Below are 25,828 nucleotides of genomic sequence, written 5' to 3'. Positions count from 1 at the left end.
ACCAGCGACTGAAAACGAGGCACCGGCCAGCACCAGCGCCCGGATTCCCGGCGACGGACCAGCGACTGAAAGCCGGGTGCCGGTGAGTACCAGCTCCCGGAAGCCCGGCGGCGGACCGGCGACTGAAAACCAGGTGCCGGTGAGTACCAGCTCCCGGAAGCCCGGCGGCGGACCGGCGACTGAAAACCAGGTGCCGGTGAGTACCAGCTCCCGGAAGCCCGGCAATGGACCAGCGACTGAAAACCAGGCACCGGCGGGTACCAGCTCCCGGAAGCCCAGCAGAGCTCCTGCACCCGATGCCGAGGCAACGGATTACACCGTCGCCTTGAATTCCGGCGCCGGTGTTTCAACCCCCTTAGTAACTACTGAAGTAGTAAAAAACAAAAAAACTACTACTACGACCCGCTCCTCCTCGCACGAGCTCGTTCCTCCAACTTCCCTGCCACCGGACGAAGCCCGGGTAGTAGTCGCAGAAGTGGAAAAAGCCCTGCGCAACGGCGGTCTCCGCGGCGATCTCGCGCAATCCGTCCTTGATGAGCTTGAGGGCGCGATCCGTCGAGGACGCCAAGGTACGCCGATAGCGAGGCCGGTCAGCTACCTGCTGCGTCTGCTAGAGCGCGCCCAGACCGGGCAGTTTGTTCCAGACGCCGGCTTACCCATCGCACGAGAGCGCCAGAAGCAGGCTCTTGACGTGGAGCACAGGGTGCGCCGCGATGAGGAGAAACGGCAGTACGCGACAGAGCGCGATGACCCGGAAGCGAATAGCCGCATCCAGGCAGTGATCGACGAGTGCTTCCGTAACTTGAAGATCCCGCCTAGGGCTCCCCGAGATGCAGGGCCGCAACTCAAGACTTCCGCCTCGCCTTAGCCACCAAGTCAGAGACCACGCCACGCAACCGCGTGGCTGCAGACCCGTGCCATGAGCAAGGCGGCACGGGGAGTCACCAGATCAAGGAAATCCAATGCAAACGAACCGCTTTCTCCGGCGCGCCCGTCCGGCGCTTCTGGCCGTCTTACTCGCGCTGCTCGGCGTGACGCCGGCATCCGCACAGTGGGTCGTGTTCGATCCGGCCAACTTCACACAATCGGTCATCAACGCCTACCGCACGTTGCAGTCAAACATTAACCAGGCGACGCAGATCGCCAACCAGATCGACCAGATCGACAACCAGGTTCGAGTGCTTGAGAACCAAGGGCTCAACCTCGCCTCACTGCCTGAATCGCTGGTCAGCAGCTATCGATCGAATATGGCGAACCTCATGGACTCGGTCCGAAGCATCCGCGGGCTCGAGCACAGCCTGAGCGACATGCGGGATCGGTATCAGGCCATGTACCCGTCGACCTATGCCAGCGACGCGGCGTGGCAGAACCTCAACAGCTACCTGCTGAAATGGAACCTGGCCGACCGCAACAACATGCAAGACGCCCTGCAGACCGGCTCGAGTGTCCTCAACAGCCTGCCCGCAACGCAGGCGGACATCGCTCGGCTTGGGCAGGACTCGGCAAGTGCCAAGGGCGCCCTGTCCGCCATGCAGGCCGGCAACCAGCTCAGTATGAACATTGCTGGCCAGCTCGCCGGCCTCAACGCGCAGACCGCCACGTACCAGCAGGCCATGCTGCAGCACATGAGCGCCTCCGCTTCCATGTCAGCCGCCGCTGAGGCTGCCAACAAAGCCGCCCTCATGGGTTTCTCGGACGGCGCCAAGCCTGCATGGCAAGGCAAACCACAACCCAGTCCCGAGAGCTATGCGCCGTGGGCGCACTGAGAGGCCGCTATGAATCCCAAGAGGAAATCAACCCATCACAAGCGAGCCGTCGGCGTTGGCGAACGGCTGTACGTCAACCTGCCCAAATCGTTGGCAAGGGCAATCAAGCAGGAAGCCGCAGCGAGACGCATCACGCAAACGTCGATCATTGAGTCGTCCCTGGCCGAACGATACGACCCGTCGAATGCCGACATGCGTGAGCGAATGCTCGCCAGTGAGCTACGCACGGTGAAACGCGAGCTTGCCCAAGTGACGTTTAACCAGCGGGCTACCGCTGAAGTGCTTGCAGTGACCGTCAAGAACATCGTCGCCATGTTGCCGTCACCTACAGCCGAGGGCCGGAAGCGAGCAATAAGCTTCTACAACTTCATGGCAAGCGAGGCCGCGAAGGCCTTATCCAGCGAAAAGGCGCTTGTCGATCGTCTAGCCGAAAAGATCCTCACCTTCAGCGATGAGGACTTTGCCACGGTGGAATTGCCTCCCGGGGTATTGCCGGAAGACGAGGCAGCGCTGACTTTCGAGGAGGACACCTGATGCCTATCGAGATGAACTTCATTCGCTTCGCCGGCAGACTGCTGGTCAGCTCGCACAGCGAGCTATCAACCATGCAAGACCGAGCGATGGCAGCGGCGGAACCAACATTACACTGCACTCGGACGAAGAGTAACTGCCCGGCAAGCTGAACTTTGAGTCCGCTGCAACTCTGAAGAATCTCGAAGAATCAGCGGGCAAAAGGAAAGGGCCGGAATCTCTTCCGGCCCTTTGGCGGTAGCTCAACGCGACCTCACTCGGGTCTTAGTCTGCCAAGCGCGGCGTCTCGGGTCAATGTTGCCCACGGCCCGGGGCATAGATGCAAAATCATCCGCGTCTGCAACTGGTAACCGCCCACAAGCTCGCAGCCTGACGGGAGGGCACCCTATCGCCCCCCCTCTTGCTCATGAGCAAAAAAGCCGTGAAGGGTCCGCCAATCGGTATGTTCGCGCGTGCGCAGAGTCACTGGATGTTGCGTCTGGCAGGTGCCCACAGGCCCACGGCCCGCCGGTAAAGCATCTTGCCGCCACGTTTTGCTCATGAGCAAAAAGGCCCGGCTATTGAATTTGGTATTGTGCTTTACAATACCATTTTTGCGCTTTGCTCATGAGCAAAACGGTTGCCGGTGGTCCGGGTGGCCGCGCATAAGCAAAGTCACTGGACGCTGCATTCGGCAGGTGCCCCCCTGGGCCCACAGTCCGCCGGCAAAGCATCCTGCCGCCACGTTTTTGCTCATGAGCAAAAAGGCCCGGCCATTAAATTTGGTATTGCATTTTACAATACCATTTTTGCAACTTGCTCATGAGCAAGAAGGTTGCCGGATATCCGGCTGGCCGAGCACATGCAGAGTCGCCGGACGCTGCCTCTGACAGGTACCCACGGGCCTACAGCCTGCCGGGACAGCACCCTGCCGCCACGATTTGCTCATGAGCAAGCGACCGCCAATCGGTATGTTCGCGCACGCGAAGAATCATTGCGCACACGGACGAGATTGATCACCCGGACCAGTCGACCGCGATCAGTGTGCCGCCACTTCGATTCAGGCATCCACTTCTGGCCGGCTGAAATCGGCCAGGAGCGGACGTTACGGTTAAACGAATTTCCATCGATGCAAGCAATGCAAGAAATTTCATCTCACGCTTTCTTGACCATGGTTAAGATAAGTGGCCAGATGCTCCATGCGATAAAGATGTCAACTAGGCAAAGCATCACTGCTCTAAATTGATCAAGCATGCGCAGCTTGCCGCTTTTCTCTTCATTCAAGAGCTGGTCAAGGCTCGATTTCCCGTAGTTTCGCATGGCTCTGAACAAGCCAAGCAGGCGCGGATCCTTCAGATTTTCCGGGCCGAGCGCAAAATACACGCGCTCCTCCGGACGCCCATGCGGACGATAAACGAAGGCATATCGCCAGCCAGAAGATCTATAAACTCGCACATAATCGGTTGCATAGCCGAGTATGTCTCGGGCGCGTATGACCTGCGTCGAAGATGCTTGCACGATCTCGATCGAATCGGCACGAATGGTCATGCCTCGCTTGGTTAAGCTGGCCACGTAGTACACCGCCATCGACATGAGACCGAACGTGGCGAAGATCAACCAGCCTGACGGTAATGCGTGCTTAATTGATCCCAAACACATAGCCGCGAGCAGAGCGATCAAGGTGAGCATACCTATCATCGCAAGCAGCGGAATAACCATGCGCCGTAGAAAAGAGTCGCGGTACGTCTGCGGCAATCCATAGTGTGCCGCAAGATAACTCGCGCAATCCCCCTCGTCGAGGAGATATTCACCTGACTCGGGTAGGGAGTTTTGTGCATTTCCCGAGAGGGATCTAGGTGAACCATGTGATGTTTTCAAGTACGCCTTGCCACATGCAGGGCACTCCCATTCAGGCGTTTGATCAGTCGATTTTCGTTGGTAGCCACAAGCCTGACATACGGTCTCCATGCCCACTCCTTGTTTGAGTTAATCCAGCTGTGCCGCCTATGAGTGCTTTGAACAAGGCTCTCGTGTTTGACTTGTCAGGACGAGCGTCCGTTTTGGGTGCAAGCGGACCTTACTACACGCTCTGCGTCGCAATCCTTCGATAGCTCGTCATGAGTCCCCTTCGTCATCGACGATTCCCATACCTCAGCCATGAGTACCAGCATCGGAGCTGGATGCGAACACCGCTACTTGGCCAAGAAACCGAACCAAGCTTGAGTTGACAGATCAAGTACGACAACGCCATTCGTGAACAGCTGATTGCCGATCACACCGTCGTAGCTCGGGTCATATGATCTGCCTGCGCTGCCAGTCATGGTGAAGGCAATTGCCTTGGAGAAGGACAACTCGCCCAAGGAAACTCTCCCTCGTGTATCGGCGCCAACAAACGTGATTGTTTTCCCCCAAGAGGGGAGCTTCAACTGATATCTTCCATTTTCGGTACTGGACCTTCCCGTAATTGCTTGCCAGCTCGACTCGCCAAGCACAAGATCCATGCGACTCGTTCCAGTGTCGAACATCATGCGTTGCGACTGAAACGTTTGGGCCATCAGCGGCAACAAGAAACGACCCTGACTTATCGTTCCGTGCACTCCAGCAACGTTGTCGAGCATCGCCGGCGCAGTTTTAGCCGTGAAGAGACACACCCTTGAAGAAGGGTAATCTATGACCACCGTGAAACCGAGTAACTGATCCAGGCCGATAGTGCCGCCAACCGGATTGGCTTTCATCTCGGTGTTGGCCATCACGCGAGGTGACGCGATCACATCATTGGCTACGGTAAAGCGCGCAGGAAAATAGAATTTCTCCCCGGCCTTGGCCCACCCTGATTGAACGGCAATCTGGCCATAGGTTTCGCTCGTCTCCGAACCAGTATCCAACTGCATGCGAATCGCATGATCATTGATCTGCGCCGGCACGATAATCGCCCCCTCGCCTCGATCACCACCTTCCCACGTAAAGTGGACGCATCCAGGGTTGCTCGCGAGAGCCTTCGCTAGCTCTTTATAGGTCGGCGCGCTTGCATGCGCACCGCTTGCGATCGCTAGTGCCATTACGCAGCTTCCGAACGAGATCATGTATTTCATTTACTCATCCCCAGTTTGAACACCCATCCTTCATGAGTCCCCCACTCGAAAGGCAGCTTGTCTAGATGCCATGTATCAGTTTAGCTCGCCGTCACCGTCCGCTTCGGACTCGGCCCCTCGGAGCATCCTAGGTGGTGGCCATGGGCGCAAGGGCTCCCTGCGGCCAGGAGCGGACGGTCATCGCCCCGCGGCTGGTTGCCCGAGAGCAGCCGTTGGGCACGTGCAGATCCGCTTCATTCGCGAGAAGCTGCGTCCACATTTGCCAAGTAGCGATGTCGGGCGCTCACGCTGAGCTTCCGGCTTCTACAGCAGGTAGACTGAAATAGATACAGCGTGAGGCAAATATGGCTCCCGAACTCTCCACCATACAGATTCAGATTTGGGTCCTAGCCGGGGTCATCGGGATGCTCATGATCGGAAACATTCTTTACAAGTTCGCACCGTCTTCGGCAGATCGTGAGGCGAGGCGATTGCAGCGTCTGCTCGAATCAAAGCAGCTCACCAAGCTCCTCTCACGCGTCAATGAAGGGCTTGAGGATGCACCGGCCAGTTCGATGTACTTAATGTATAAAACGCAAGTGCTTCTAAGGCTTGGTCGCCTAGAAGAAGCCGAGCGTGCCGCATGGGAGTTCAAGAAAGCTGCGCCGGAATGGCGAACCACCGCGGTCAACTTGATTGATTTTATCGCTGATCTACGCTGCAAGCTTGAGCAACAAAAAATCCCTGAGCACGACTTCCCGGCGCTCTTGGCGTCGAAACTTGACGCACAGTAGGACACACGTATGGCGTCTCAGATCGCGGCACTACAACTCCAGCTTTGGATACTCACGGGGATCGTTTTCGTTCTGACGGTGGCCACCGTCCTATGTAACTATCGGAATTTCCGAAAGAACGATGACTACCGCCGAATGAAACGCATGGCTGAAGCCGGGAGGTACGAGAAGCTCCTTGCTTATGTGGATCTTCGATTACGGTTGTCTCCTAACAACAAGTTCCACCTCGTGTACAGAGCCAAGGCACTTATACATCTCGCACGTCTAGATGAGGCCGAGGAAATTGCAGAGACGCTCAAGAACACCTCGTCCGCATTTCATAACGAAGCGGTCAACCTCTTGGACTCGATCGCAGACTTGCGAACGCGGTCGAGCTAACAGTTCTTTGCAACAGGCCGCCAACCCCCTATGCAGCTTGCCATTGGCTGCGTTCAAGTGTGCGTAATCAGTCACCCCAAGAGCGGACAGTCGCGATCGGCAGCAATGGGTCGCTCACTGCCCTTTGGAGCAATTCAGGTCAAAGTCGGTCAGGACTGCAAGGGCAACCCGCGACCATGCAACGTCGGCCGCACCAGGGGCGCGCTACCAACGACCGAATCTTGTCCAAATGCCGCCAATAATCAACGCGACCCCGACCGTCAGAAACGTCATAAATGTGCCGAACGACGACGAGCAACCAAACGATCTTGTTTTGGCGTAGTGACATGCATCAACTTTTTCGGAGAGCATGGGTACTCCATAAAAAGTGACCAGAAGAGTCGCGGCAATCAGTACGAGAAGTGTAAGGCTGTAGAACATTTTTGGATTTCTCATCCATTCTCCTACGCATGATGACCATCGCTCCAGGGTCTGCTTCGGGTCGGTCACTGCCGGTCGCACGCTGATCATATCGGGCAGCGGCCTGATCAGTGCTGACGGGTTGCGTGATGCGATCAGCCCGCTGCTCGCATTATCGCCACTATTCCGTTACCAGTGAGCATAGGCTGCCCTTCACTCGTTGAACGGGCCTTCTTGGAATGCGACTTGCCCGCTAAGAAATTCGCGTACCCAAACGTCGCGAAGCTCTTCGCCGCGTCCTTGAACGCCAAATGCAACATCCGGCCTTTGCTTTGAGACCCATGCCAGCAAGGGTTGCACGGTGTAACACCCGCCGTAGAAAGTAAATGTTGCTTCGCCTTTCGAAAAGAGATTGGCTAGATCCTTGCCAACGTCACGATGCAACTTGTGCTCGGCAAGAAGCGCCAGAAGGTCGTCGTGGAATTCCGCTGGGTCAATCGTGCCACCGTCGAAATATTGTAAGTGTGCGTAGGTGTAATAGCTCACAAGCGACTCCTAAGCCTAACGCAGAGTTAAGCGGCGCGCGTAGTGCGTCCGCTGGAGTTGTTAGGGCCAAGCACTCAGTCGTGCGCATTGCCGAGTTGTTTTGGCGGACACAAAGAATGTCCGACATCAGATGATCCGTTCGACAACGGCCCGCGTGCACTGTTCTCTATCGAACTGACGCAACTCCGAGTCCGTCAGCATGGCGTCAACCTTTTGCTTGGCCTGCAAGTGAAGTTCTCCACTCTTCGATCGAACTTCCGGGTAGGCCTGTTCCAACGCCTTGATCACGATATCCTGAGCGGACGCATCGTCCGCCGCAAGACGATGCGCGACCTCGGCGCAGGTGTAAATCCGCTCAAGGCCGGACGCACTTAACTTGGGGCGTTCCTCGGCTCCGGCCACGCTTACTTGCCCAAATACCAGAGCCAATAGCCCAGTAATCAATCCAAGCTTCCTGACCATTCGTACTCACCTTAGGACTTATTCCAGCCAGCCCCCCAATCCGCAGGCAGGGCGTGAAGGCACGCGTTGCATCCACCGGTTGAATCCGCCGTCGACAGCGGACATTATGGATGCTGAAATTCTGCCGGTCGGCGGAGACTCTAAGCACTCCCAATTTTCTGGTCTGCAGCGGAGCTCCTGCAAGCCTTGCCAAAGCGCCGGCCCGGACTTCCTACGTACTGGTCAACGGAACGCCGCCCGTCGATCGCCTCAACCGTAACCGAGAAATGTCGACCAGCGACAGGATCGGTGCCGAACCTGGCCATCAAGACATTGATCTCCGATGCGTCCAGTCCGTGCTCCTTGGCGAGCTCCGGAAGCAACTCGCAGAAGCGTTGGACGGCTCTCTGGAGGCCAGGGGAAGCTGGGCTTCCAGATGTAGATCCCTTCTTAAAATCTACGACGATGTGCCCTTCGGGCGAGGAAGCCGCCTCGCCATAGATATCCGTTGGATATACGCCTGCCATGAAGCAAATCCCGCTTGCGAGCGAGTCTGCAACGTTGTGCGCGAATGAGGTAAGTTCCCCGATCCTCATTGCCCCTCCCCAATCGAAATATCTGCTTCGGTTCGACATCCGCCGATCATTCGCCGCCTGGCTGACGATCGTACTTGCTCGTGAGCCCATCAGCACCGACGACTTCAGTATGAAGCAACCGCCTCGATGCAGGCACCCAACGAAGCCATACACATCGAGCCGTTTGCGTATTTGCAAAAGCACTCTACCCTGTCGCGGGGAAGCTGCCCACGAGCCCCACAGCCCGACCGCGGGATATGCGGAAGCATCCCACGGACGGACTGTGGATCTGTGGACAGCCACCTGAAAGTGTTCCACGCCGATTTCGTTGACTGCCGACATTGCCAGTGAGGATCATTGAACAATGATGCACAACCCTCCCCACCCTGGCGTAATCCTCAAGTGCGAGGTGCTCGATCCGTTGAATTTGTCTGTTGCCGAAGCCGCCCGCCGACTAGGGGTATCGCGCCCCTCGCTTTCGCGGATCATCCAGGGGAAAGCAACGATGAGTCCCGACTTGGCTTTGCGCCTCGAAAAGGCCGGCGTGAGTACCGCCCATGCCCTGCTCGCGATGCAGACGAACTATCAGCTGTGGCAAGCCATGCAGCGTCCGCAACCTACGGTGCATCCGCTACAGGTTCGGAGCGTTTGACGCAGGGGCATTGGGCCGCGTGTAACAAGGTCGAGCACTGAGACCTCCGACCACCCACTATCCGAGTCACTGGCACGTTGCGTGAGCATGGGCGACGAGCTGAAAGACAGCACGGCAAGATAAAAGTAAGTGTGTCAGACCCGTCTCCAACCCTTGCGCTGCAACGGTCTTGAGCGGGTGAGCAGATATCAGGACGCGTCAGCTATGCGCGGAACCGTTGCGCCGCAACGCATTTCAACGGGTGACATCCTCAACACATTGATTTAGATGGATTTTAATTCCAAGCATTTTTGATCCGTCTCGGACCATTTCAACGCGAGAAATCTCAGTCCAGTTTCCGCGCCAAATCCTCCGCTCTGGGATGGTAGTAGCGTGCCACCATGCGCATGTCGCGGTGCCCCGTTACCTTCGCCAACTCATGCAACTGGAGCTTCTCCGCAAGCCGGGAGGTGGCCTCGTGGCGGAGATCATGAAAGCGCAGATCGTCGATCTTGGCCTTCTTGCAAGCGCGATCGAAAGCCTGCGTAACGGAGTCCGCCCGCATTCCAAATACTTGCCCTTCCCCCGTCCGCGGAAGTCCCCGAAAAATGTCCACGGCGGCAGACGTGAGGGGAACATCACGGACGTCTCCGTTCTTCGTCTGCTCCAGACGAACGACACGCCGCTCGAGATCAACATTCGCCCAATTCAGCTCGACAAGCTCACTCCGGCGCATCGCCGTTTCCACCGCGAGGCCGATCAAAGCGACCAAAGCAGGAGACTGCGAAGCCGCACAGATGGCATCCAATTCGGTTCCCGTCACGCGCCTGTCGCGACCGTTTCGGACGGTGGGCTGGCTGATCAACCGGACCGGATTGACCAGTCCCTCCATGCCCCACTCCTTGCGCCCAACCTCGAACGCATGGGACAGCACCGAGAGCCGCCGGCGTACTGTCGCAGGCCGGTATCCCTGCTTCTGCCAGGTATCCCGAAGAGCCGCGACGTCCTGTGAACGGATCGAAGCCAGAGGACGCGCGGCGACCCTTTCGTCCTTCAGGGCAGCCAGCACGGAGAGCTCCTGCACGCACCCGCGCTTCTGCGCTGTCTTCTCCGTTTCGTACCGATCCAGGAGCTCGCGTAGCGTCGTCGACTCCGCTTCCCGATTATCCCGCCAGATCCCGCGCTCGAGCTCGCCCTCCACCTTACGCGCCCATGCCTCGGCGTCGAAGCGACGAGTGAATGACTCAGAAAGAATCGGGAATCCCTTGCGGCGGATTCGGGCTTGCCAGCGGTCTCCGCGCTTGATGATGGTAGCCATCGATGCCAGTGTCCCAAAATTGTCCCAATCGGACTGGAAATTAGCATCATACCTAGCTGTATCAAGGGCTGCGACGGATGAAATTTCGCGTTCGCAATGCGAAGGTCGGGAGTTCGATCCTCCTCCGCTCCACCAAACTCATGCGATTGAAGAAGGCCGGGGATGGATGTCCCTGGCCTTTTTGCTGGCGACGTCTCGATGCAGCATCTGCGCTGAATATCGTGGAGCTGCGGATACGGATGTCCGACATCTTGAAACCATCCCTTCGACAACGCGGACAGGCTTATTTCGTAAGCCTCGCGTAATCATGCAATAACGAACATGCATGTCGGCAGCGTTGAATTGAATTCACGGTTGCACGCGACACGCATTGCGGTGTAGATAATAAAGCTTGAAATCATGGACTGCGTCACGCAATACCGCTTGTCCTGAGTGACTTGATCGTGATATCGCACTTTCTTTCGAAGTCGCGACTGATGCTCGAGCCATAGGAACGGACAGTGAACAGGGGGCCGCATGCCGGAATGTCGAGGGCGTTGCCTGGTATTTTTGCTGCTTGTGATGACAGCGATGTCAGCACATGCAGCACCCAAAGTCCTGCATGTCGTCGGCGACAACAATTATCCGCCCTACCTGTTCCTCGGTCCGGATGGTAAGCCCGAGGGCTACATCGTCGATCTATGGAAGCTGTGGTCGAGCAAGACCGGTGTTCCGGTCGACCTGCAGCCGATGCAGTGGTCGGATGCCCAGAAAGCCATGGCCGACGGTCACGCGGATGTGATCGACATGATCTTCCACACCCCGGCACGCAACAAGCTCTACACCTTCTCGCCGCCCTACTCCACCCAGACCGTCGGCATTTACGTCGACCACACGATTCAGGGCATCAGCAATGTGCATGCACTGAGTGGATTCCAGATTGGTGTCGAACGCGGCGATGCCTGCACCGACAAGCTGGCCAGTTTTGGCATCGACAGTGTGGTGAACTACCCGAACTACGAAGCGATTCTGGCTGCGGCCAAATCGGGCGTGATCAAGATTTTCTGCATGGACGACGAACCGGCCAATTATTACCTGTATCTCAGCCGGGATAATCTGCGATTCGCCAAGGCATTCACCCTGTATCAGGGTAGATTCCACTGGGCGGTGCGACGCGGCGATAGCGCGACATACGCGCTGGTCGAGCACGGCATGAAGCTGATCACACCGGCTGAACAGCGCGCGCTGAGGGCAAAATGGTTCAAGCATCCGCTGGAATTCCCATACTCCACCCGCAGGACCATGATCGTGCTGTCGAGCGCGCTCGGCATCATGGTCTTGCTGGCTCTTTGGATACTGGTGCTTCGTCGCGCGGTACGCATGCGCACCGCCGAAATACTTGAAAAGAGTACCCAGCTCGAACATCAGGCACATGAGCTGCTGCTGGAACGCGCGCAACTGCGCACCCTGGTGGAAAGCAGCCCGGATGCGATGTGGCTCAAGAGCAGTGACGGTACCTATGTCGACTGCAACGCACGCGCTATGGAGCTTGTCGGGCTGCCGCGCGAGGCGATCATCGGCCATGGCGATGGCGACCTTCCGCTGGACACCCAGTTGCTCATGCAGGTCCGTGAAATCGATCGCCGCGTCTATGCCACGGGCTCGATGCAGAGCGGCGAATTCATCTTCAATGCCCCCGACGGCACAAGGCGGAACATCGAACTGGTCAAAGTGCCCATTCGCGCGCGCAGCGGCGAAATCACCGGCGTACTGGCGGTCGCGCGCGATGTTACCGAGCGCCAACGCATGGCCAACGAACAGCGCATTGCCGCCGTGGCCTTCGAGAGCCAGGACGGCATTGTGATCAGCAACGCCCGTGGCATCATCCAGCGCGTCAACAGTGCCTTCGCCAGGCTTTCCGGCCACACCGCCGCTGAAGCCGTCGGGCTTTCGCTGAAAAAGCTGTTGCGATCCGGCATCCACAACCGGCAGTTCTACGCCGCCATGGACAGCGCGGTTGCCAGCAGCGGCAACTGGAACGGCGAAATCTGGTACCGGAAAAAGAATGGCGAACTGCTCTACGTGCGCATCGCCATTTCCGCCGTTCGCGATGAAGGCGGCGTGTTGCAACACACAGTCTGCTCGGTGCACGACATAACGACGGAAATGGAGGCGACGGCGCGAGCCGAGCGCCTGGAGAAGATCGACCCGCTGACCGATCTGCCCAACCGCATCATGCTGGAAGAACGCATGCTGCTGATCACCCAGGCGAAAAGCGACGATGAGCTTTGTTCCGGTGCACTTCTGCTGATCGGCCTTGATGATTTCTCGCAGCTGAATTCGGTTCACGGCCACAAGCTGGGTGACCAGATCCTGCAGCAGGCGGCCCAGCGCATACGGCGTCTTGCGCCCGATGGGGGCCTGCTCGCACGTATCACGGGCGACGAATTCGCCCTGCTGGTGACCGGCAAGCCGCAGGCCGCTGCACGTGCCACCGATTTTGCACAGACCCTTGCGCAGGCGCTGTGCGATGCGCTGGCCGAACCCTATTTCCACAATACGACCGGCGAGCTGCTTTGTACTGCAAGCATCGGCGCCACCCTGCTCGGCTGCCCACATCGTTCGATCGACACCCTGCTCAGCGAGGCCGAGCTGGCCATGTTCAAGGCCAAGCGGGCGGGCAAGAACACCGTACGCATGTTTGCGGCCGAAATGCAGAAGGAGATCGAGGCGCGCAATGCCATGGCCAACGACCTGCGCTCCGGCATGGCCAAAGGCCAGTTCACGCTGGAGTACCAGGCGCAGGTCGATGTGCGGGGCCGCGTGGTCGGGGCCGAGGCGCTGCTGCGCTGGAATCACCCGCGCCGCGGCCGGGTATCGCCGGTCGAGTTCATTCCGGTCGCGGAGCAGACCGGCATGATCGAGCCGCTCGGCGCCTGGGTTCTGGAACAGGCCTGCCGCACACTGGATCGCTGGAGTGCCATGCCCGAGGCACGCTGGCTCACGCTGTCGGTCAATGTCAGCCCGCGCCAGTTCCGGCGGATCGATTTCGTCGACGAGGTGGAAATGACCATGACCGGATGCAGTGCCGCCACCTCGAAGCTGAAGCTCGAGATCACCGAGAGCATGGCGATGGAGGATATCGGCGCCACCGTGGTCAAGCTCGATGCACTGAAACGCATGGGCATCCGTGTTTCGGTGGATGACTTCGGCACCGGCAACTCTTCCTTGTCCTATCTCACGCGGCTGCCGCTCGACCAGCTCAAGATCGACAAATCATTCGTGCAGAACCTGCCGACCATACAGAACGATGCACATGTAGCGCAGACCATCATCGGCATGGCCCGCGGCATGGGGCTTGAAGTGGTGGCCGAAGGTGTTGAAAGCCGTGAGCAGTTCCTGTTTCTGAAGGAACAGGCCTGCGATCTCTACCAGGGCTACCTGTTCGGCAAACCCATGCCCCTGCACCAGTTCGAGCAGGATCTGGCCCGTACGCAGACGGTTGTCGCCGCGTCCTGACCGGGTCCACGCCCAGCGCGCATGACGCCCCGGTCGCAGCTCGCCTCGGGCAGACACAAACCGGCGCCCGGTCAGCCGAACCCACCGCACCGAGCCATGCCAACCGTAACAGGGACCGCGCTCGTGTCAGACTGGGCGCTTCGGTCACAACAGGAAGGCTGGCAGTCGCATGGGGATCCGTCGCGTACGCAAAACACAGGACAGGGAACGCTCCACTCGCTTGATGGCCACCGTGCTCTGCCTTGCCGCCCTGCTGCCGGTCACCGGGTTTGCCCAGGTCACCGGCGATGCGCCGTGGAACAACCCGAACCTGCCTGTCGCGCAGCGCGTGCACGATCTGGTTGCACGCATGACACTGGCGCAGAAGGTGTCGCAGATGATGAACGATGCGCCGGCGATCCCGGCGCTTGGCGTACCGGCCTACAACTGGTGGAGCGAGGGCCTGCATGGTATCGCCCGCTCCGGATACGCCACCGTGTTTCCGCAGGCCATCGGCATGGCAGCCACGTTCGACCCTGTCGCCGTCGGCGACATGGCCGACACCATCGCGACCGAAGCGCGCGCAAAATATGCTTGGGCGATCCGGCATCACCGGCACGGCATCTTCGACGGCCTCACGCTGTGGTCGCCGAACATCAACCTGGTACGCGATCCACGCTGGGGACGCGGCCAGGAAACCTACGGCGAGGACCCTTTCCTGACCGGCACCATGGCCGTGCGCTACGTGCAGGGTCTGCAAGGCCACGACCCGCGCTATTTCAAGGCGATTGCCACGCCCAAGCACTTCGCCGTCTATAACGGCCCCGAGCCCCTGCGCGACCGGATCGATGTCCACGTGACGCGACACGACCTCGAAGACAGCTACCTCCCCGCATTCCGCGCGGCCATCGTCGAAGGCCATGCCGACTCCATGATGTGTTCCTACAATGCAGTGAACGGAACGCCATCGTGCGCCAATACGCTGCTGGCCGATGTCGTGCGTCGCCAATGGGGCTTCGACGGCTTCATCACGTCCGACTGCGGCGCCATCGCCGACTTCTACCAGACCGGTGCCCACGGCTATTCGCCGGATGCGCCACATGCCGCGGCATCCGCCGTGAAGGCCGGTACCGATACCGATTGCGGAAATACCTATGCCGCCTTGATCCAGGCCGTACATGCGGGGCTGATTCCCGAGGCCACCATCGACCGCGCCGTGCGGCGCCTGTTCACCGCACGCTTCCAGCTGGGCATGTTCGACCCGCCTGCCGATGTGCCGTATGCACGCATTCCGCTGACCGCGGTGGACTCCGCCGCCCACCGCGAGCAAGCGCTGCAGGACGCGCGCGAATCGATGGTCCTGCTGAAGAACGCGGGACACACACTTCCCCTCCATGCCGCATCCACCATCGCCGTGGTCGGGCCGAACGCGGTCGAACTGTCAGCGCTCGAGGGGAACTACAACGGGGTGCCGTCGCATCCCGTGTTCCCGCTGGACGGCATCGCCGCCGCCTTCCCGCATGCCGCGGTGCTGTACGCACAGGGCTCGTCCTACGACACCCGGCTGCCGATTCCGATGCCCCGCACGAGCTTCCATCCCGACGCACACACCACCGCGCCGGGGCTGGAAGCGCGCTATTACGCCAATGCCAGTTTCCGCGGCAAACCCGTGCTGACGCGCATCGACAAGCAGATTCACTTCGACTGGAATGCCGCCAGCCCGGCACCCGGCGTGCCGGCCAGGCACTTCAGTGTTGCGTGGACCGGCACCGTGCAGGTGCCCGCCGCCGGCGATTACCGGCTGCAGGTGAGCATGGCGCATTGCTACCCGTGCAGCGACTTCGAAAACTACGCCATGTGGGTGGATGGCAAGCAGGTCGGTGCCGGCGCAACCGATCCAGGCCAGATGTTCCATCCCGACCGTCTGCCCGGCTTCACCGTGCATTTCGCCGATACCCGGTCGCATAGCTTCCGGCTGCAGTACACCCACGCGTCCAGCCGCTTCGGCGCCGGCATCACCCTGAACTGGTATCCGCCGGAGCAGGCGCTGCGTGCACAGGCGGTCGCAGCGGCACGGCATGCCGACGTCGTCGTGGCGGTGATGGGCCTGTCGCCGGACTTCGTCGGCGAGGAGATGCCGATGAAGGTTCCCGGCTTCGACGGTGGCGACCGGACCCGGCTGTCCCTGCCGCATACCCAGCAGGCCTTGCTGCATGCGCTGGTGGCGACCGGCAAGCCCGTCGTTCTGGTACTGATGAATGGCAGCGCGCTGGCGGTGAACTGGGCCAACCGGCATGTCGCAGCCATTCTGGAAGCCTGGTATCCCGGCGAAGCCGGCGGCGAGGCCATCGGCGAGACCCTCAGCGGCGCTAACAACCCGGGCGGCAAGCTGCCAATCACCTTCTACACGTCGGTCAGGCAGTTACCGCCGTTCACCGATTACGCAATGAAAAACCGCACCTACCGCTACTTCCGCGGCAAGCCACTGTTCCCGTTCGGCTACGGCCTCAGCTACACCACCTTCCGCTACTCCAACGTGCACCTTTCGGCGCAACAGCTCAAGGCCGGTGAACCGTTGATGGTGGATGCCGACGTGACCAATACCGGCACGCGGGCGGGCGATGCGGTGACCGAGGTCTACACGGTCCCGCCGCAGAACGGGATCAACCCGCTGCGCGAACTGGAAGGTGTCGACCGCTCCCCGCTGCAACCCGGGCAGACACGCCATCTCCACTTCAGGCTGGGCGCGCGACAACTGAGCCTGGTCAACGCCGCAGGCCAGCGCAGCGTGATGCCGGGCGACTACGCGATCTTCGTCGGCGGTGGCCAGCCGAATGGCGATGCCGCGCAGACCATCCCGTTCTCGATCCACGGCAGCTGGTCATTGCCGCAATAGAGGGGACGCGCCGACGCACGGTCGATCAGGTACTGATGTCCCCGGTATCGCGGGCAGAAACTTTCTGCCCAAAAGCCCCGGCACGCCGCCTTATACGACCGGAGCCGGGGCGTCACGCAGCCGTCGCCAGTGTCGCCAGGACACCAGTGCATTGATCCAGTACACGCTGTAGAGCGCCGAGGTGAGATAGAGGCCGCGCGTGGCGTAGAGGGGCACCGCGATGGAATTCACTAGCAGCCAGAACGGCCAGTTCTGTACGTGGCGGCGCATCATCAACAACTGCGCCACGATACTGAAAGCCAGCACCGTGGAGTCGAGAAACGGTGCATAGGCATTGGTGAAGCGGCGCAGCAGCAGGCCGTAGAGCACCGCACCGAGTATGCCGGCCACTACCTGCCATAGCAGCTTCGACGACGGCAGGTCGGTCACCCGCAGCTCCTCGCCACCGCGCCCGTGCAGCCACTGCCACCAGCCGACCACGCTGGTAACCACGAAAAAGCTCTGCAGCAGCACATCCGCATACAGGCGACTTTCGAAAAACACGAACGCGAACAGGCTGCAGCCGACAATGCCGGTCCACCACGTATGCACGCTGTTGCGACCCGCCAGCAGGATCGAGGCGCCGGTGATCACGTTGGCGGCAATTTCCATCGGACTCACGTCAGCACTCCTTCGGCATGGAAACGGTGCGCCGACAACTGGCCCCTCGGCAGCATTGATGGACCGCGACGCAACACGGGCTGGCGCAGGCGGCCACGACGACCCGATAACCCGTTATTTCAATAACTTGAACGAATAACTCAACAAGCAAGGAAATTATTCGTCCAAGTCGACGAATCGCAAGTGATTGATTTCAATCACTCCCACTCGATCGTAGCCGGCGGCTTGCCACTTATGTCATAGACAACGCGAGATACACCACGTATCTCATTGATAATTCTATTTGAAACCTTGCCAAGGAAGTCGTAAGGCAGGTGTACCCAGTGCGCCGTCATGAAGTCGATGGTCTCCACCGCACGCAGCGCGATCACCCATTCGTAGGCGCGAGCATCGCCCACCACTCCGACCGACTTCACTGGCAGGAACACGGCAAAGGCCTGACTGGTCTTGTCGTACAGGTCCGCCTTGCGCAGCTCGTCGATGAAGATAGCGTCGGCCCGGGCCAGCAGCTCGGCGTATTCCGGCTTCACCTCGCCCAGGATGCGCACACCCAGGCCCGGGCCGGGGAACGGATGGCGGTAGACCATCTCTCGCGGCAGACCCAGCTCGACGCCGATGCGCCGCACCTCGTCCTTGAACAGCTCGCGCAGCGGCTCCACCAGCTTGAGCTTCATATGCTCGGGCAGGCCGCCGACATTGTGGTGACTCTTGATCACGTGGGCCTTGCCGGTCTTGCTGCCGGCCGACTCGATCACGTCGGGGTAGATCGTGCCCTGGGCCAGCCATTTCACTTTGCCGCCCTGGGCGATCAGCTTCTCCGACTCCTCGTCGAAGATCTCGACGAACAGGCGGCCGATGATCTTGCGCTTCGCCTCCGGGTCGGCCACGCCCTCAAGCGCCTTGAAATAGCGCTCCGCAGCGTTGACACGGATGACCTTGACGCCCATGCCGCTCTCATCGGATGCGGCGGCCATGGTGGCCATCACCTGATCGCCTTCCTTCCAGCGCAGCAGGCCGGTATCGACGAAGACGCAGGTCAGCCGCTCGCCGATCGCCCGATGCAGCAATGCCGCCACCACCGAGGAGTCCACGCCACCGGACAGGCCCAGCAGCACGTGGTCGTCGCCGACCTGCTCGCACACGCGCTGGATCTGGTCGTCGATGATGTTGGCCGCCGTCCACAGCGTGTCGCAATCGCAGATGTCGGTGATGAAGCGTCGAAGCAGGGCACTGCCCTGCTTCGTATGCGTAACTTCAGGGTGGAACTGCACGCCGTACCAGCGCTTCTGCTCGTTCTCCATCACCGCCACCGGAATGCGTTCGGTGCTGCCGGTGACGGTGAAACCCGGCGGTGCCCGGCTGACATGGTCGCCGTGACTCATCCACACGTCCAGGCGATGTCCATTGGCATGATCGCTCAGCCCATCGAACAAGCGGCTCTGCGCCACGATGTCCACTTCGGCATGACCGAACTCGCGGGCGTCGGCCGCCTCGGTCGCCCCACCAAGCTGTGCGGCCAGGGTCTGCATGCCGTAGCAGATGCCGAGAATCGGCAAGCCGGCATCGAAGACCTGCTGTGGCGCCCGCGGCGCATCGGCCACGGTGGTGGACTCCGGGCCGCCGGAAAGGATGATGCCCTTGGGCGCGAACGCGGCGATTTCGGCCGGGTCGTGGTCCCAGGCCCAGATTTCGCAGTACACGCCGAGTTCGCGCACGCGGCGCGCGATCAGCTGCGTGTATTGCGCACCGAAGTCGAGGATGAGGATTTTGTCGCTATGCAGATCGGACATGGCTTGATACGGGAACCGGTTGCGGGATTCGGAGAACGGCGGGGGGAGCGCGACCCGCGCGGGCTGGACCGCGGCGGAGCCTGTGCAGGCAATCGCCGCGGTTGCGCATGAGCCGGCTTCCGGCCCAGTGGCCACCCTCAGGCATTGAGCCGGTAGTTCGGCGCTTCCTTGGTGATCTGGATGTCATGCGGGTGCGCCTCGGTGACGCCCGCGGAGGTCACCTTCACGAACTGCGCCTTCTGGCGCACGTCCTCGATGGTGGCCGCCCCCACGTAGCCCATCGAGGCACGCAGGCCTCCGATCAGCTGGTGGATGATGTTGCTCAACGGACCACGGTACGGCACACGCCCCTCGATGCCCTCGGGCACCAGCTTGTCGGCGTCGGCCTCGTCCTGGAAATAGCGGTCCTTGGAGCCGAGCTGCATCGCACCGATCGAGCCCATCCCGCGGTAGCTCTTGTACGAGCGTCCCTGGAACAGCTCGACCTCGCCCGGCGACTCTTCGGTGCCGGCGAACATCGAGCCCAGCATCACCGAGGATGCACCCGCCGCCAGCGCCTTGGGAATGTCGCCCGAGAAGCGGATGCCGCCGTCTGCGATCAGCGGGATGTCGTCCTTCAGCGCCGTGGCGACCAGGTCGATCGCGGTGATCTGCGGCACACCGACACCCGCCACGACGCGGGTGGTGCAGATGGAGCCAGGGCCCACGCCGACCTTCACCGCGTCGGCACCGGCATCGCGCAGCATCAGTGCGGCGTCGCCGGTGACGATGTTGCCGGCAATCAGTTGTACCTGCGGGTAGGTCTTCTTGACCCAGGCCACGCGATCGACCACGCCCTGCGAATGGCCGTGCGCGGTATCCACCACCAGCACGTCCACGCCGGCATCGACCAGGGCTTCGACGCGGCGCTCGGTATCGCCGCCCACGCCTACTGCAGCGCCGACCAAGAGCGCCTCGTTGCGGTCCTTGACCGAACGGGGATTGTCGCGCGCCTTCTGGATGTCCTTCACGGTGATCAGACCGCGCAGCTGGAAGTCGTCGTTGACCACCAGCACCTTCTCGATGCGATGCTTGTGCAGCAGCTGCAGCACTTCGTCCTGGCTGGCGCCTTCCTTGACCGTGACCAGCTTGTCCTGGCGGGTCATGATGTTGCGGACCGGATCGTCGGGCTTGCGCTCGAAACGCATGTCGCGGCTGGTGACGATACCGACCAGCTTCTCGTCCTCGACCACCGGCACGCCGGAGATGTTGTGCGCGCGGGTCAGCCTGAGCACTTCACGGATGGACGTGTCCGGACCCACGCTGAACGGATTGCGGATCACGCCGGCCTCGAACTTCTTGACCAGGCGCACTTCGGCGGCCTGCTGCTCGAGCGTCATGTTCTTGTGGATGATGCCGATGCCGCCCTGCTGGGCCATGGTGATGGCGAGGCGGGCTTCGGTGACCGTGTCCATGGCGGCGGACACGATGGGGATGTTCAGGCGGAGACCGCGGGTGAAGCGAGTGGAAGTGTCGACGTCGCGCGGCAGCACGACGGAGTGGCCCGGAACGAGGTAAACGTCGTCGTAGGTCAGGGCCTCGGCGAGGATGCGCATCGAAAAGTTCCCTGCAAAGAGGGAATTATACGTGAGCGCAGATGTGCTGGCGAGAGCCTTATGGACTAAACCGCACGCGCCGCTTCAGTCCTTGCGCGACTCGGCCGCCTCCAGTGTGTTTTCCAGCAGCGTCGCCACCGTCATGGGACCTACGCCGCCAGGCACCGGGGTGATCCAGCTGGCGCGTTCCGCTGCCGGTTTGAATTCCACATCGCCCACCAGTCGACCGTCTTCCAGACGGTTGATGCCCACATCGACCACCACCGCACCGGGCTTGACCCACTCGCCCTTCACCAGTCCCGGCTTGCCGACCGCCACGATCAGGATGTCGGCCTGCCGCACGAAGTCTTCCAGCCCCTTGGTGAAACGGTGGCAGCAAGTGGTGGTGCAGCCAGCGATCAGCAGTTCCAGCGCCAACGGACGACCGACATGGTTGGACACGCCCACCACCACCGCATGCTGGCCGCGCACCGGCCGGTCGGTGTGGCCGAGCAGGGTCATCACGCCCTTGGGCGTGCATGGCCGCAGGCCGAAGCGGCGCAATGCCAGACGTCCGACATTGACGGCCTGGAAGCCATCCACGTCCTTCTCCGCGGCAATCCGATCGACCAGTGCGTCCTCGTCGATATGCCTGGGCAGCGGCGACTGCACCAGGATGCCGTGCACTGCCGGATCGGCATTCAGGCGATCGATCAGCGCGAACAGTTCGTCCTGGCTGGTGCTGGACGGCAGGTCGAAATCGAACGAACGGAAGCCGACCTGGTGACAGGCTTCGCGCTTCTTGCGCACGTATACCGACGAAGCGGCATCATCGCCCACCAGCACCACGGCCAGGCCGGGCTCAACCAACCCCTGCGCCTTGCGCTCCGACACGCGGCGGCCGATCCGCGCCAGCAGCTCCTGCGCAATGCGTTTGCCGTCGAGAATCCGTGCGCTCATGATCATGTCTGCCGGTGAAAGGCGCTTATTATCGCGACTCGCCGGGAGCCACACAAACAGGAATCGTCATGCAGCTCGTCACGCCGCCGGAAACCGTCGAACTGGGCGACGAAAAAGTGCGCCTCCGTCCGTGGCGCAAAGAAGACATGCCGGCCCTGCTTGATGCCGTGCAGTCGTCACTCGACAGCTTGGGTCGCTGGCTTCCGTGGTGCCACCCCGAGTACGGCCAACCGGATGCCGAGTCATACCTTGCTCAGCGCCACGATGAGTGGACATGCGGCATGCAGTTTTCCTTCGCCGTGCTTGATGCCACCACGGGATCGCTGATCGGTGCCGCCGGCCTGAGCCTGATCAATACGAAACATCGCAGCGCCAATCTCGGTTACTGGATACGCCGGTCCCGCCAGGGCGAGGGCCTGGCCGCACGTGCCGCCCGGCATGTCGCGTATTTCGGCTTCGACCGGTTGCAACTGATCCGTATCGAAATAGTGGCCATGCCGGACAACCACGCCAGCCGGCGAACGGCAGAACGCATCGGCGCACGTTTCGAAGTCATCGCCCGGCAACGCGTATGGTCCTGGGACAAGCCGCATGACGCCGCAGTCTATGGGTTGATTCCGTCCGACCTCGCGTCTGTCGGATAAGCATCAAAGCCGTGCCATGACGAAGGGCGCGGGCAGTTACTTCTTGCGGCGCTTCATCTCGCGAATCATGCGCTGGCGCTTGCGCTGCTGTCCCTCGGTCAGCACGTTGCGACGGCCGGCATACGGATTCTCGCCATCGCGGAACTCGATGCGGACCGGCGTGCCTTCCAGCTTGTAGCGCTTGCGGAAGAAGTTCTCGAGGTAACGGCGGTAGGCCGGCGCGATGTGCTTGGTACGGCTGCCGTGGATCACCACGGTCGGCGGATTGCTGCCACCGGGATGGGCGAAACGCAGCTTGGGCGCATGGCCACGCACCAGGGGCGGCTGATAGCTCTCGTAGGCCTTTTCCAGCGTGCGGGTCAGGTCGGACGAACCCAGTTCCTTGGTCGCCGAAGCATGCGCGCGCACCACGGCGCGCATCAGTTCGCGCAAACCGGAGCCGTGCAGCGCCGAGATGAATACGTTCTTGGCCCAGTCGACGAACTGCAGGCGGCGTTCCAGTGCCCGCTGGCACTGTTCGCGCTGGTAGGCATCCAGGCCGTCCCACTTGTTCACCGCGATCACCAGTGCCCTGCCCTCGTCCACCGCATGACCGATCAGGGTAAGGTCCTGGTCGGCCAGGTTCTCGCGCGCGTCGACCATCACCACCACGACCTGCGCGGCGGCGATCGACTGCAGGGTCTTGATGACGCTGAACTTCTCCACCGCCTCCTCGACCCGGGCCCGGCGTCGTACGCCAGCCGTGTCGATCAGGGTGTAGCGGCGACCGTCGCGTTCCAGCGGCACACGGATCGGGTCGCGGGTGGTGCCCGCCACATCGGAAACGATCAGGCGGTCCTCGCCAAGCAGGCGATTGATGAGGGTGGATTTGCCGGCGTTCGGACGCCCGACGATGGCCACCCGCACGCTACCATCCTCGTCGCCGTCGAGCTCTTCGTGCGCGTCTTCGGGAAGCAGCGGCAACGCTGCCGAAACCAAGTCTTCGGTACCGCGATTGTGCGCCGCCGACAGCGGCAGCGTGGCCGCGATGCCGAAGGCGGCGAATTCGGCCAGCGACTCCTGCTCGTCGAGTCCGTCGGTCTTGTTGACGGCGGCGATGATCGGCTTGCCGCTGCGGCGCAGCTCGTCGAGGATGGTGCGGTCCTGCGGCAGCAGGCCGTCGCGCGCATCGACCACGAACACCAGCACCTGGGCTTCCTCGACAGCCAGCCGCACCTGGCGCGCGGTCAGCCCGTCGAGGCCATCGTCCACACCGGAGAGGCCACCGGTATCGACCACCACGAATGGCCGCGCACCGGTGCGACAGATGCCGTAATGACGGTCACGGGTGACGCCCGGCAGGTCGGCCACCAGGGCGTCACGGCTGCGCGTCAGCGCGTTGAAGAGGGTCGACTTACCGACATTGGGACGACCGACCAGGGCGACGACGGGCAGCATGACAGGACATCATTCCTTGCAGGCGGGCGAGCGATCAGTGCCCACCGAGACGGTAAGCGCCGATGTGGCCCTCCACGTCCTCGACATAGACCAGGCCATCGGCCACGACGGGCTGAGCACGGATCGCCTTCTTGGACAGGCGCTCGCGCGCGGCCAGCGCACCGTCGCCGGTCTGCAGCCAGTGCACGTAACCGTACATGTCGCCGACGACGACGTAATCACCCTGGACCGCCGGTGCGCTCAACCAGCGGTAACGCAGCTTGCTGTCCTTCCAGATGTCACTGCCGCTGCTCTTGTCGAATGCCCACACCTGAGCCGTATCGTCCACGCCGAACACGGCATTGCCGCTCACCGCAAGCGAGGTGTAGGTGGAGAACGGACGCGACCACAGCGGACGCGCACTCGGGCCATCCACGGCCACCAGGTTGCCGTGGTAAGCGGCGGCATACAGGGTGTTGCCGTCGATCGTGATGTTGCCGTCAGCGTCGTCAAGGCGCTCGATGTCGGTTCGGCCTTCGCCGCTGGCCAGCGGCTGTTCCCACAGCTTCTCGCCATTGTCCTCACGCAGTGCGACCAGCTTGCCGTCGTCGCTGCCGTAGAAAACCACGCCGTTGGCGGCCAGCACCTTGCCGTTGCCGCGCAGGCTCAGCGAAGGCACGCTGCCCTGGTCGTAGACCCAGCGACGGTCGCCACTGGTCGCGTCCAGCGCATACAGGCGTCCGTCCTGGGTACGCACGATCACCAGACCGTTGGAGATCGCGGGCGCGGAGATCACTTCCGAAGGCAGCTCGGCACTCCACAGCTGCTTGCCGTCCTTCGCGTCCATGCCGTACACATGACCGTCCAGCGTACCGATCGCCAAAAGGTTGCCGGATACCGAGGGACCACCGGCGTAGTAGCTGTCCTTGTACTTCTTGTGGCCCCAGCCGAACAGGGCGTGCTGGCGCGAGTGATCGGACCACAGCTTCTTGCCGGTCGCGGCGTTGTAAGCGGCGATCGTGCCGTCGGTGCTGGCGGCATAAAGCACGCCATCCACCACGGTCGGCCCAAGCCGGATACCGCTCACCTCGGCACCCTTGCCCACACGGGTCTTCCAGACGCGGGTTACGTGCACCGTGGCGGTGAAATGCTTTTCAAGCGGTGTCGGCGGATGGATGTTTTCCTTCTTCCAGGAATGACAGCCCGCCAGGGCCACCACGGAGGCCATCAATGTGACCGCACATGCGCGTTTCGTGAATCCTGCTTTCATGCACCCTGCTTCCCGGCCGTGGCCAGATCGTCGATTTTCATTTGCAGGTCACCGCCCTGCATTTCGGATTTGCCCAAGGCGGCCTTGGCAGCCAAATAGGCCTTGCGCGCGTCGTCTGGACGATTCAGCTTGACCAGCGCATCGCCACGTAGTTCCTGAGCGACCGCCGTGTAATCGGTGGAAGGCATCTGGTCCAGCGTGGACAGGGTCTTGTCCGCATGGCCTTGGGCCAACTGTACGCGGGCGATACGCAGCTCGGTGAGCGCCTTCAGCAGGCCATTCGGAGCATGCCCCTGCGCCCACTCCAGTGATACCAGTGCCTTGTCCAGGTGGTTCGCGCGCACGTCCTGCACGGCACGGTCAGTCACTGCGAACAGGGCATACGGGCTGTCTGCGTAGTCCTTCATCAGCTGGTTGGTCAGCGCATTGGCCTGGTCGGTCTGGCCGCCGGCCTGCGCCGCGCGCACATCCTGGTACAGCTGCGCGGCGGCGGCCTGGTGGTTCGCCTGATGCTTGCGCCACTGCTGCCAGCCGAAGATGGCCACCAGCCCGATCACGATGCCAACCACGATGGAGAGGCCGTTCTGTCTCAGCCACTGCTGTACGCGTTCGCTCTGCTCGTAATCGTCGTATGCGTCGAAAGCCATGCAATCACCGTCTAGGGAGCCCATCAGCGGGCAATGAAAGGAACCATGCGGAGGCCACCTGAGGG

General features: G+C 61.3%; 20 protein-coding genes. 8 read left to right on the top strand and 12 right to left on the bottom strand.

The genetic code is table 11. The features are described from left to right. The first annotated feature begins 475 nt into the window (after window positions 1-475). The 3 genes from RA164_RS07275 to RA164_RS07265 all read left to right on the top strand — a co-directional run bounded on the left by RA164_RS07275 (window position 476) and on the right by RA164_RS07265 (window position 2,300). On the top strand, window positions 476-868 hold the full coding sequence (locus RA164_RS07275) for a hypothetical protein (protein WP_329743286.1): 393 nt from the start codon (window positions 476-478) through the stop codon (window positions 866-868). Between the two features lie 94 nt (window positions 869-962). Continuing rightward, the gene (trbJ, locus tag RA164_RS07270; RefSeq protein WP_329743285.1) at window positions 963-1,766 is read left to right on the top strand and encodes a P-type conjugative transfer protein TrbJ; all 804 of its coding nucleotides are present in this window, start codon (window positions 963-965) and stop codon (window positions 1,764-1,766) included. Window positions 1,767-1,775: 9 nt separating this feature from the next. Next, a complete protein-coding gene (locus tag RA164_RS07265; protein WP_329743284.1) occupies window positions 1,776-2,300 on the top strand; it encodes a hypothetical protein in 525 nt (174 codons plus the stop codon). A 1,131-nt stretch (window positions 2,301-3,431) separates the two neighbouring features. Here the strand turns inward: RA164_RS07265 and RA164_RS07260 are convergent. Together RA164_RS07260 and RA164_RS07255 are read right to left on the bottom strand one after the other, a co-directional pair. Next, entirely contained in the window at window positions 3,432-4,244 is an 813-nt protein-coding gene (locus tag RA164_RS07260) for a hypothetical protein (RefSeq protein WP_329743283.1), read from the bottom strand. Window positions 4,245-4,468: 224 nt separating this feature from the next. Then, on the bottom strand, window positions 4,469-5,368 hold the full coding sequence (locus RA164_RS07255) for a hypothetical protein (protein ID WP_329743282.1): 900 nt from the start codon (window positions 5,366-5,368) through the stop codon (window positions 4,469-4,471). A 344-nt stretch (window positions 5,369-5,712) separates the two neighbouring features. On the opposite strand from RA164_RS07255, the gene RA164_RS07250 reads away from it, so the two are divergent. Continuing rightward, on the top strand, window positions 5,713-6,141 hold the full coding sequence (locus tag RA164_RS07250; protein ID WP_329743281.1) for a hypothetical protein: 429 nt from the start codon (window positions 5,713-5,715) through the stop codon (window positions 6,139-6,141). Window positions 6,142-7,131: 990 nt separating this feature from the next. Here RA164_RS07250 and RA164_RS07245 read toward each other — a convergent pair. After that, window positions 7,132-7,464 (bottom strand): hypothetical protein, encoded by a 333-nt coding sequence (locus tag RA164_RS07245; protein WP_329743280.1) that lies wholly within the window; start codon window positions 7,462-7,464, stop codon window positions 7,132-7,134. A 126-nt stretch (window positions 7,465-7,590) separates the two neighbouring features. After that, window positions 7,591-7,926 carry a hypothetical protein gene (locus RA164_RS07240; protein WP_329743279.1) on the bottom strand — a complete coding sequence of 112 codons (336 nt, stop codon included), beginning with the start codon at window positions 7,924-7,926 and terminating at the stop codon, window positions 7,591-7,593. Between the two features lie 918 nt (window positions 7,927-8,844). Between RA164_RS07240 and RA164_RS07235 the strand changes: the two genes are divergently transcribed. Next, window positions 8,845-9,132 carry a HigA family addiction module antitoxin gene (locus tag RA164_RS07235; protein ID WP_329743278.1) on the top strand — a complete coding sequence of 96 codons (288 nt, stop codon included), beginning with the start codon at window positions 8,845-8,847 and terminating at the stop codon, window positions 9,130-9,132. A gap of 325 nt (window positions 9,133-9,457) precedes the next feature. Here the strand turns inward: RA164_RS07235 and RA164_RS07230 are convergent, their stop codons facing one another. Continuing rightward, the gene (locus RA164_RS07230; RefSeq protein ID WP_329743277.1) at window positions 9,458-10,429 is read right to left on the bottom strand and encodes an integrase; all 972 of its coding nucleotides are present in this window, start codon (window positions 10,427-10,429) and stop codon (window positions 9,458-9,460) included. A gap of 570 nt (window positions 10,430-10,999) precedes the next feature. Here RA164_RS07230 and RA164_RS07225 point away from each other — a divergent pair. Beyond that, window positions 11,000-13,927, top strand: a complete 2,928-nt coding sequence (locus tag RA164_RS07225; protein ID WP_329743276.1) for an EAL domain-containing protein — start codon at window positions 11,000-11,002, stop codon at window positions 13,925-13,927. Window positions 13,928-14,150: 223 nt separating this feature from the next. After that, complete coding sequence (locus RA164_RS07220) at window positions 14,151-16,802, top strand: glycoside hydrolase family 3 C-terminal domain-containing protein (protein WP_329743275.1); 2,652 nt, start codon at window positions 14,151-14,153, stop codon at window positions 16,800-16,802. A gap of 90 nt (window positions 16,803-16,892) precedes the next feature. Here RA164_RS07220 and pnuC read toward each other — a convergent pair whose 3' ends face one another. The 4 genes from pnuC to folD form a co-directional block, all read right to left on the bottom strand. Further along, the gene (gene pnuC / locus RA164_RS07215) at window positions 16,893-17,453 is read right to left on the bottom strand and encodes a nicotinamide riboside transporter PnuC (protein ID WP_329743503.1); all 561 of its coding nucleotides are present in this window, start codon (window positions 17,451-17,453) and stop codon (window positions 16,893-16,895) included. A 206-nt stretch (window positions 17,454-17,659) separates the two neighbouring features. Next, a complete protein-coding gene (gene guaA / locus RA164_RS07210; RefSeq protein ID WP_329743274.1) occupies window positions 17,660-19,252 on the bottom strand; it encodes a glutamine-hydrolyzing GMP synthase in 1,593 nt (530 codons plus the stop codon). A 137-nt stretch (window positions 19,253-19,389) separates the two neighbouring features. Beyond that, window positions 19,390-20,847 (bottom strand): IMP dehydrogenase, encoded by a 1,458-nt coding sequence (gene guaB / locus RA164_RS07205; protein WP_329743273.1) that lies wholly within the window; start codon window positions 20,845-20,847, stop codon window positions 19,390-19,392. A gap of 84 nt (window positions 20,848-20,931) precedes the next feature. Further along, the gene (gene folD, locus RA164_RS07200; protein WP_329743272.1) at window positions 20,932-21,786 is read right to left on the bottom strand and encodes a bifunctional methylenetetrahydrofolate dehydrogenase/methenyltetrahydrofolate cyclohydrolase FolD; all 855 of its coding nucleotides are present in this window, start codon (window positions 21,784-21,786) and stop codon (window positions 20,932-20,934) included. Window positions 21,787-21,854: 68 nt separating this feature from the next. Between folD and RA164_RS07195 the strand changes: the two genes are divergently transcribed. Next, window positions 21,855-22,430 (top strand): GNAT family N-acetyltransferase, encoded by a 576-nt coding sequence (locus RA164_RS07195; RefSeq protein WP_329743271.1) that lies wholly within the window; start codon window positions 21,855-21,857, stop codon window positions 22,428-22,430. Window positions 22,431-22,466: 36 nt separating this feature from the next. On the opposite strand, the gene der is transcribed toward RA164_RS07195, so the two are convergent. Genes der through RA164_RS07180 form a run of 3 tightly spaced genes read right to left on the bottom strand, consistent with a single transcriptional unit; the run spans window position 22,467 to window position 25,763 of the window. Next, complete coding sequence (gene der / locus RA164_RS07190; RefSeq protein ID WP_329743270.1) at window positions 22,467-23,867, bottom strand: ribosome biogenesis GTPase Der; 1,401 nt, start codon at window positions 23,865-23,867, stop codon at window positions 22,467-22,469. A gap of 34 nt (window positions 23,868-23,901) precedes the next feature. Beyond that, window positions 23,902-25,116 (bottom strand): outer membrane protein assembly factor BamB, encoded by a 1,215-nt coding sequence (gene bamB / locus RA164_RS07185; protein WP_329743269.1) that lies wholly within the window; start codon window positions 25,114-25,116, stop codon window positions 23,902-23,904. Next, window positions 25,113-25,763: a YfgM family protein gene (locus tag RA164_RS07180; protein WP_329743268.1), complete on the bottom strand. Its 651-nt coding sequence runs from the start codon at window positions 25,761-25,763 to the stop codon at window positions 25,113-25,115. Before RA164_RS07180 ends, bamB begins: the two co-directional genes overlap by 4 nt. Window positions 25,764-25,828: the final 65 nt, after the last annotated feature.

The organism is Dyella sp. A6, from assembly GCF_036320485.1.
Taxonomy (GTDB): Bacteria; Pseudomonadota; Gammaproteobacteria; order Xanthomonadales; family Rhodanobacteraceae; genus Rhodanobacter_A; species Rhodanobacter_A aluminiiresistens.
This window is presented reverse-complemented; position numbering and strand designations above follow the sequence as displayed.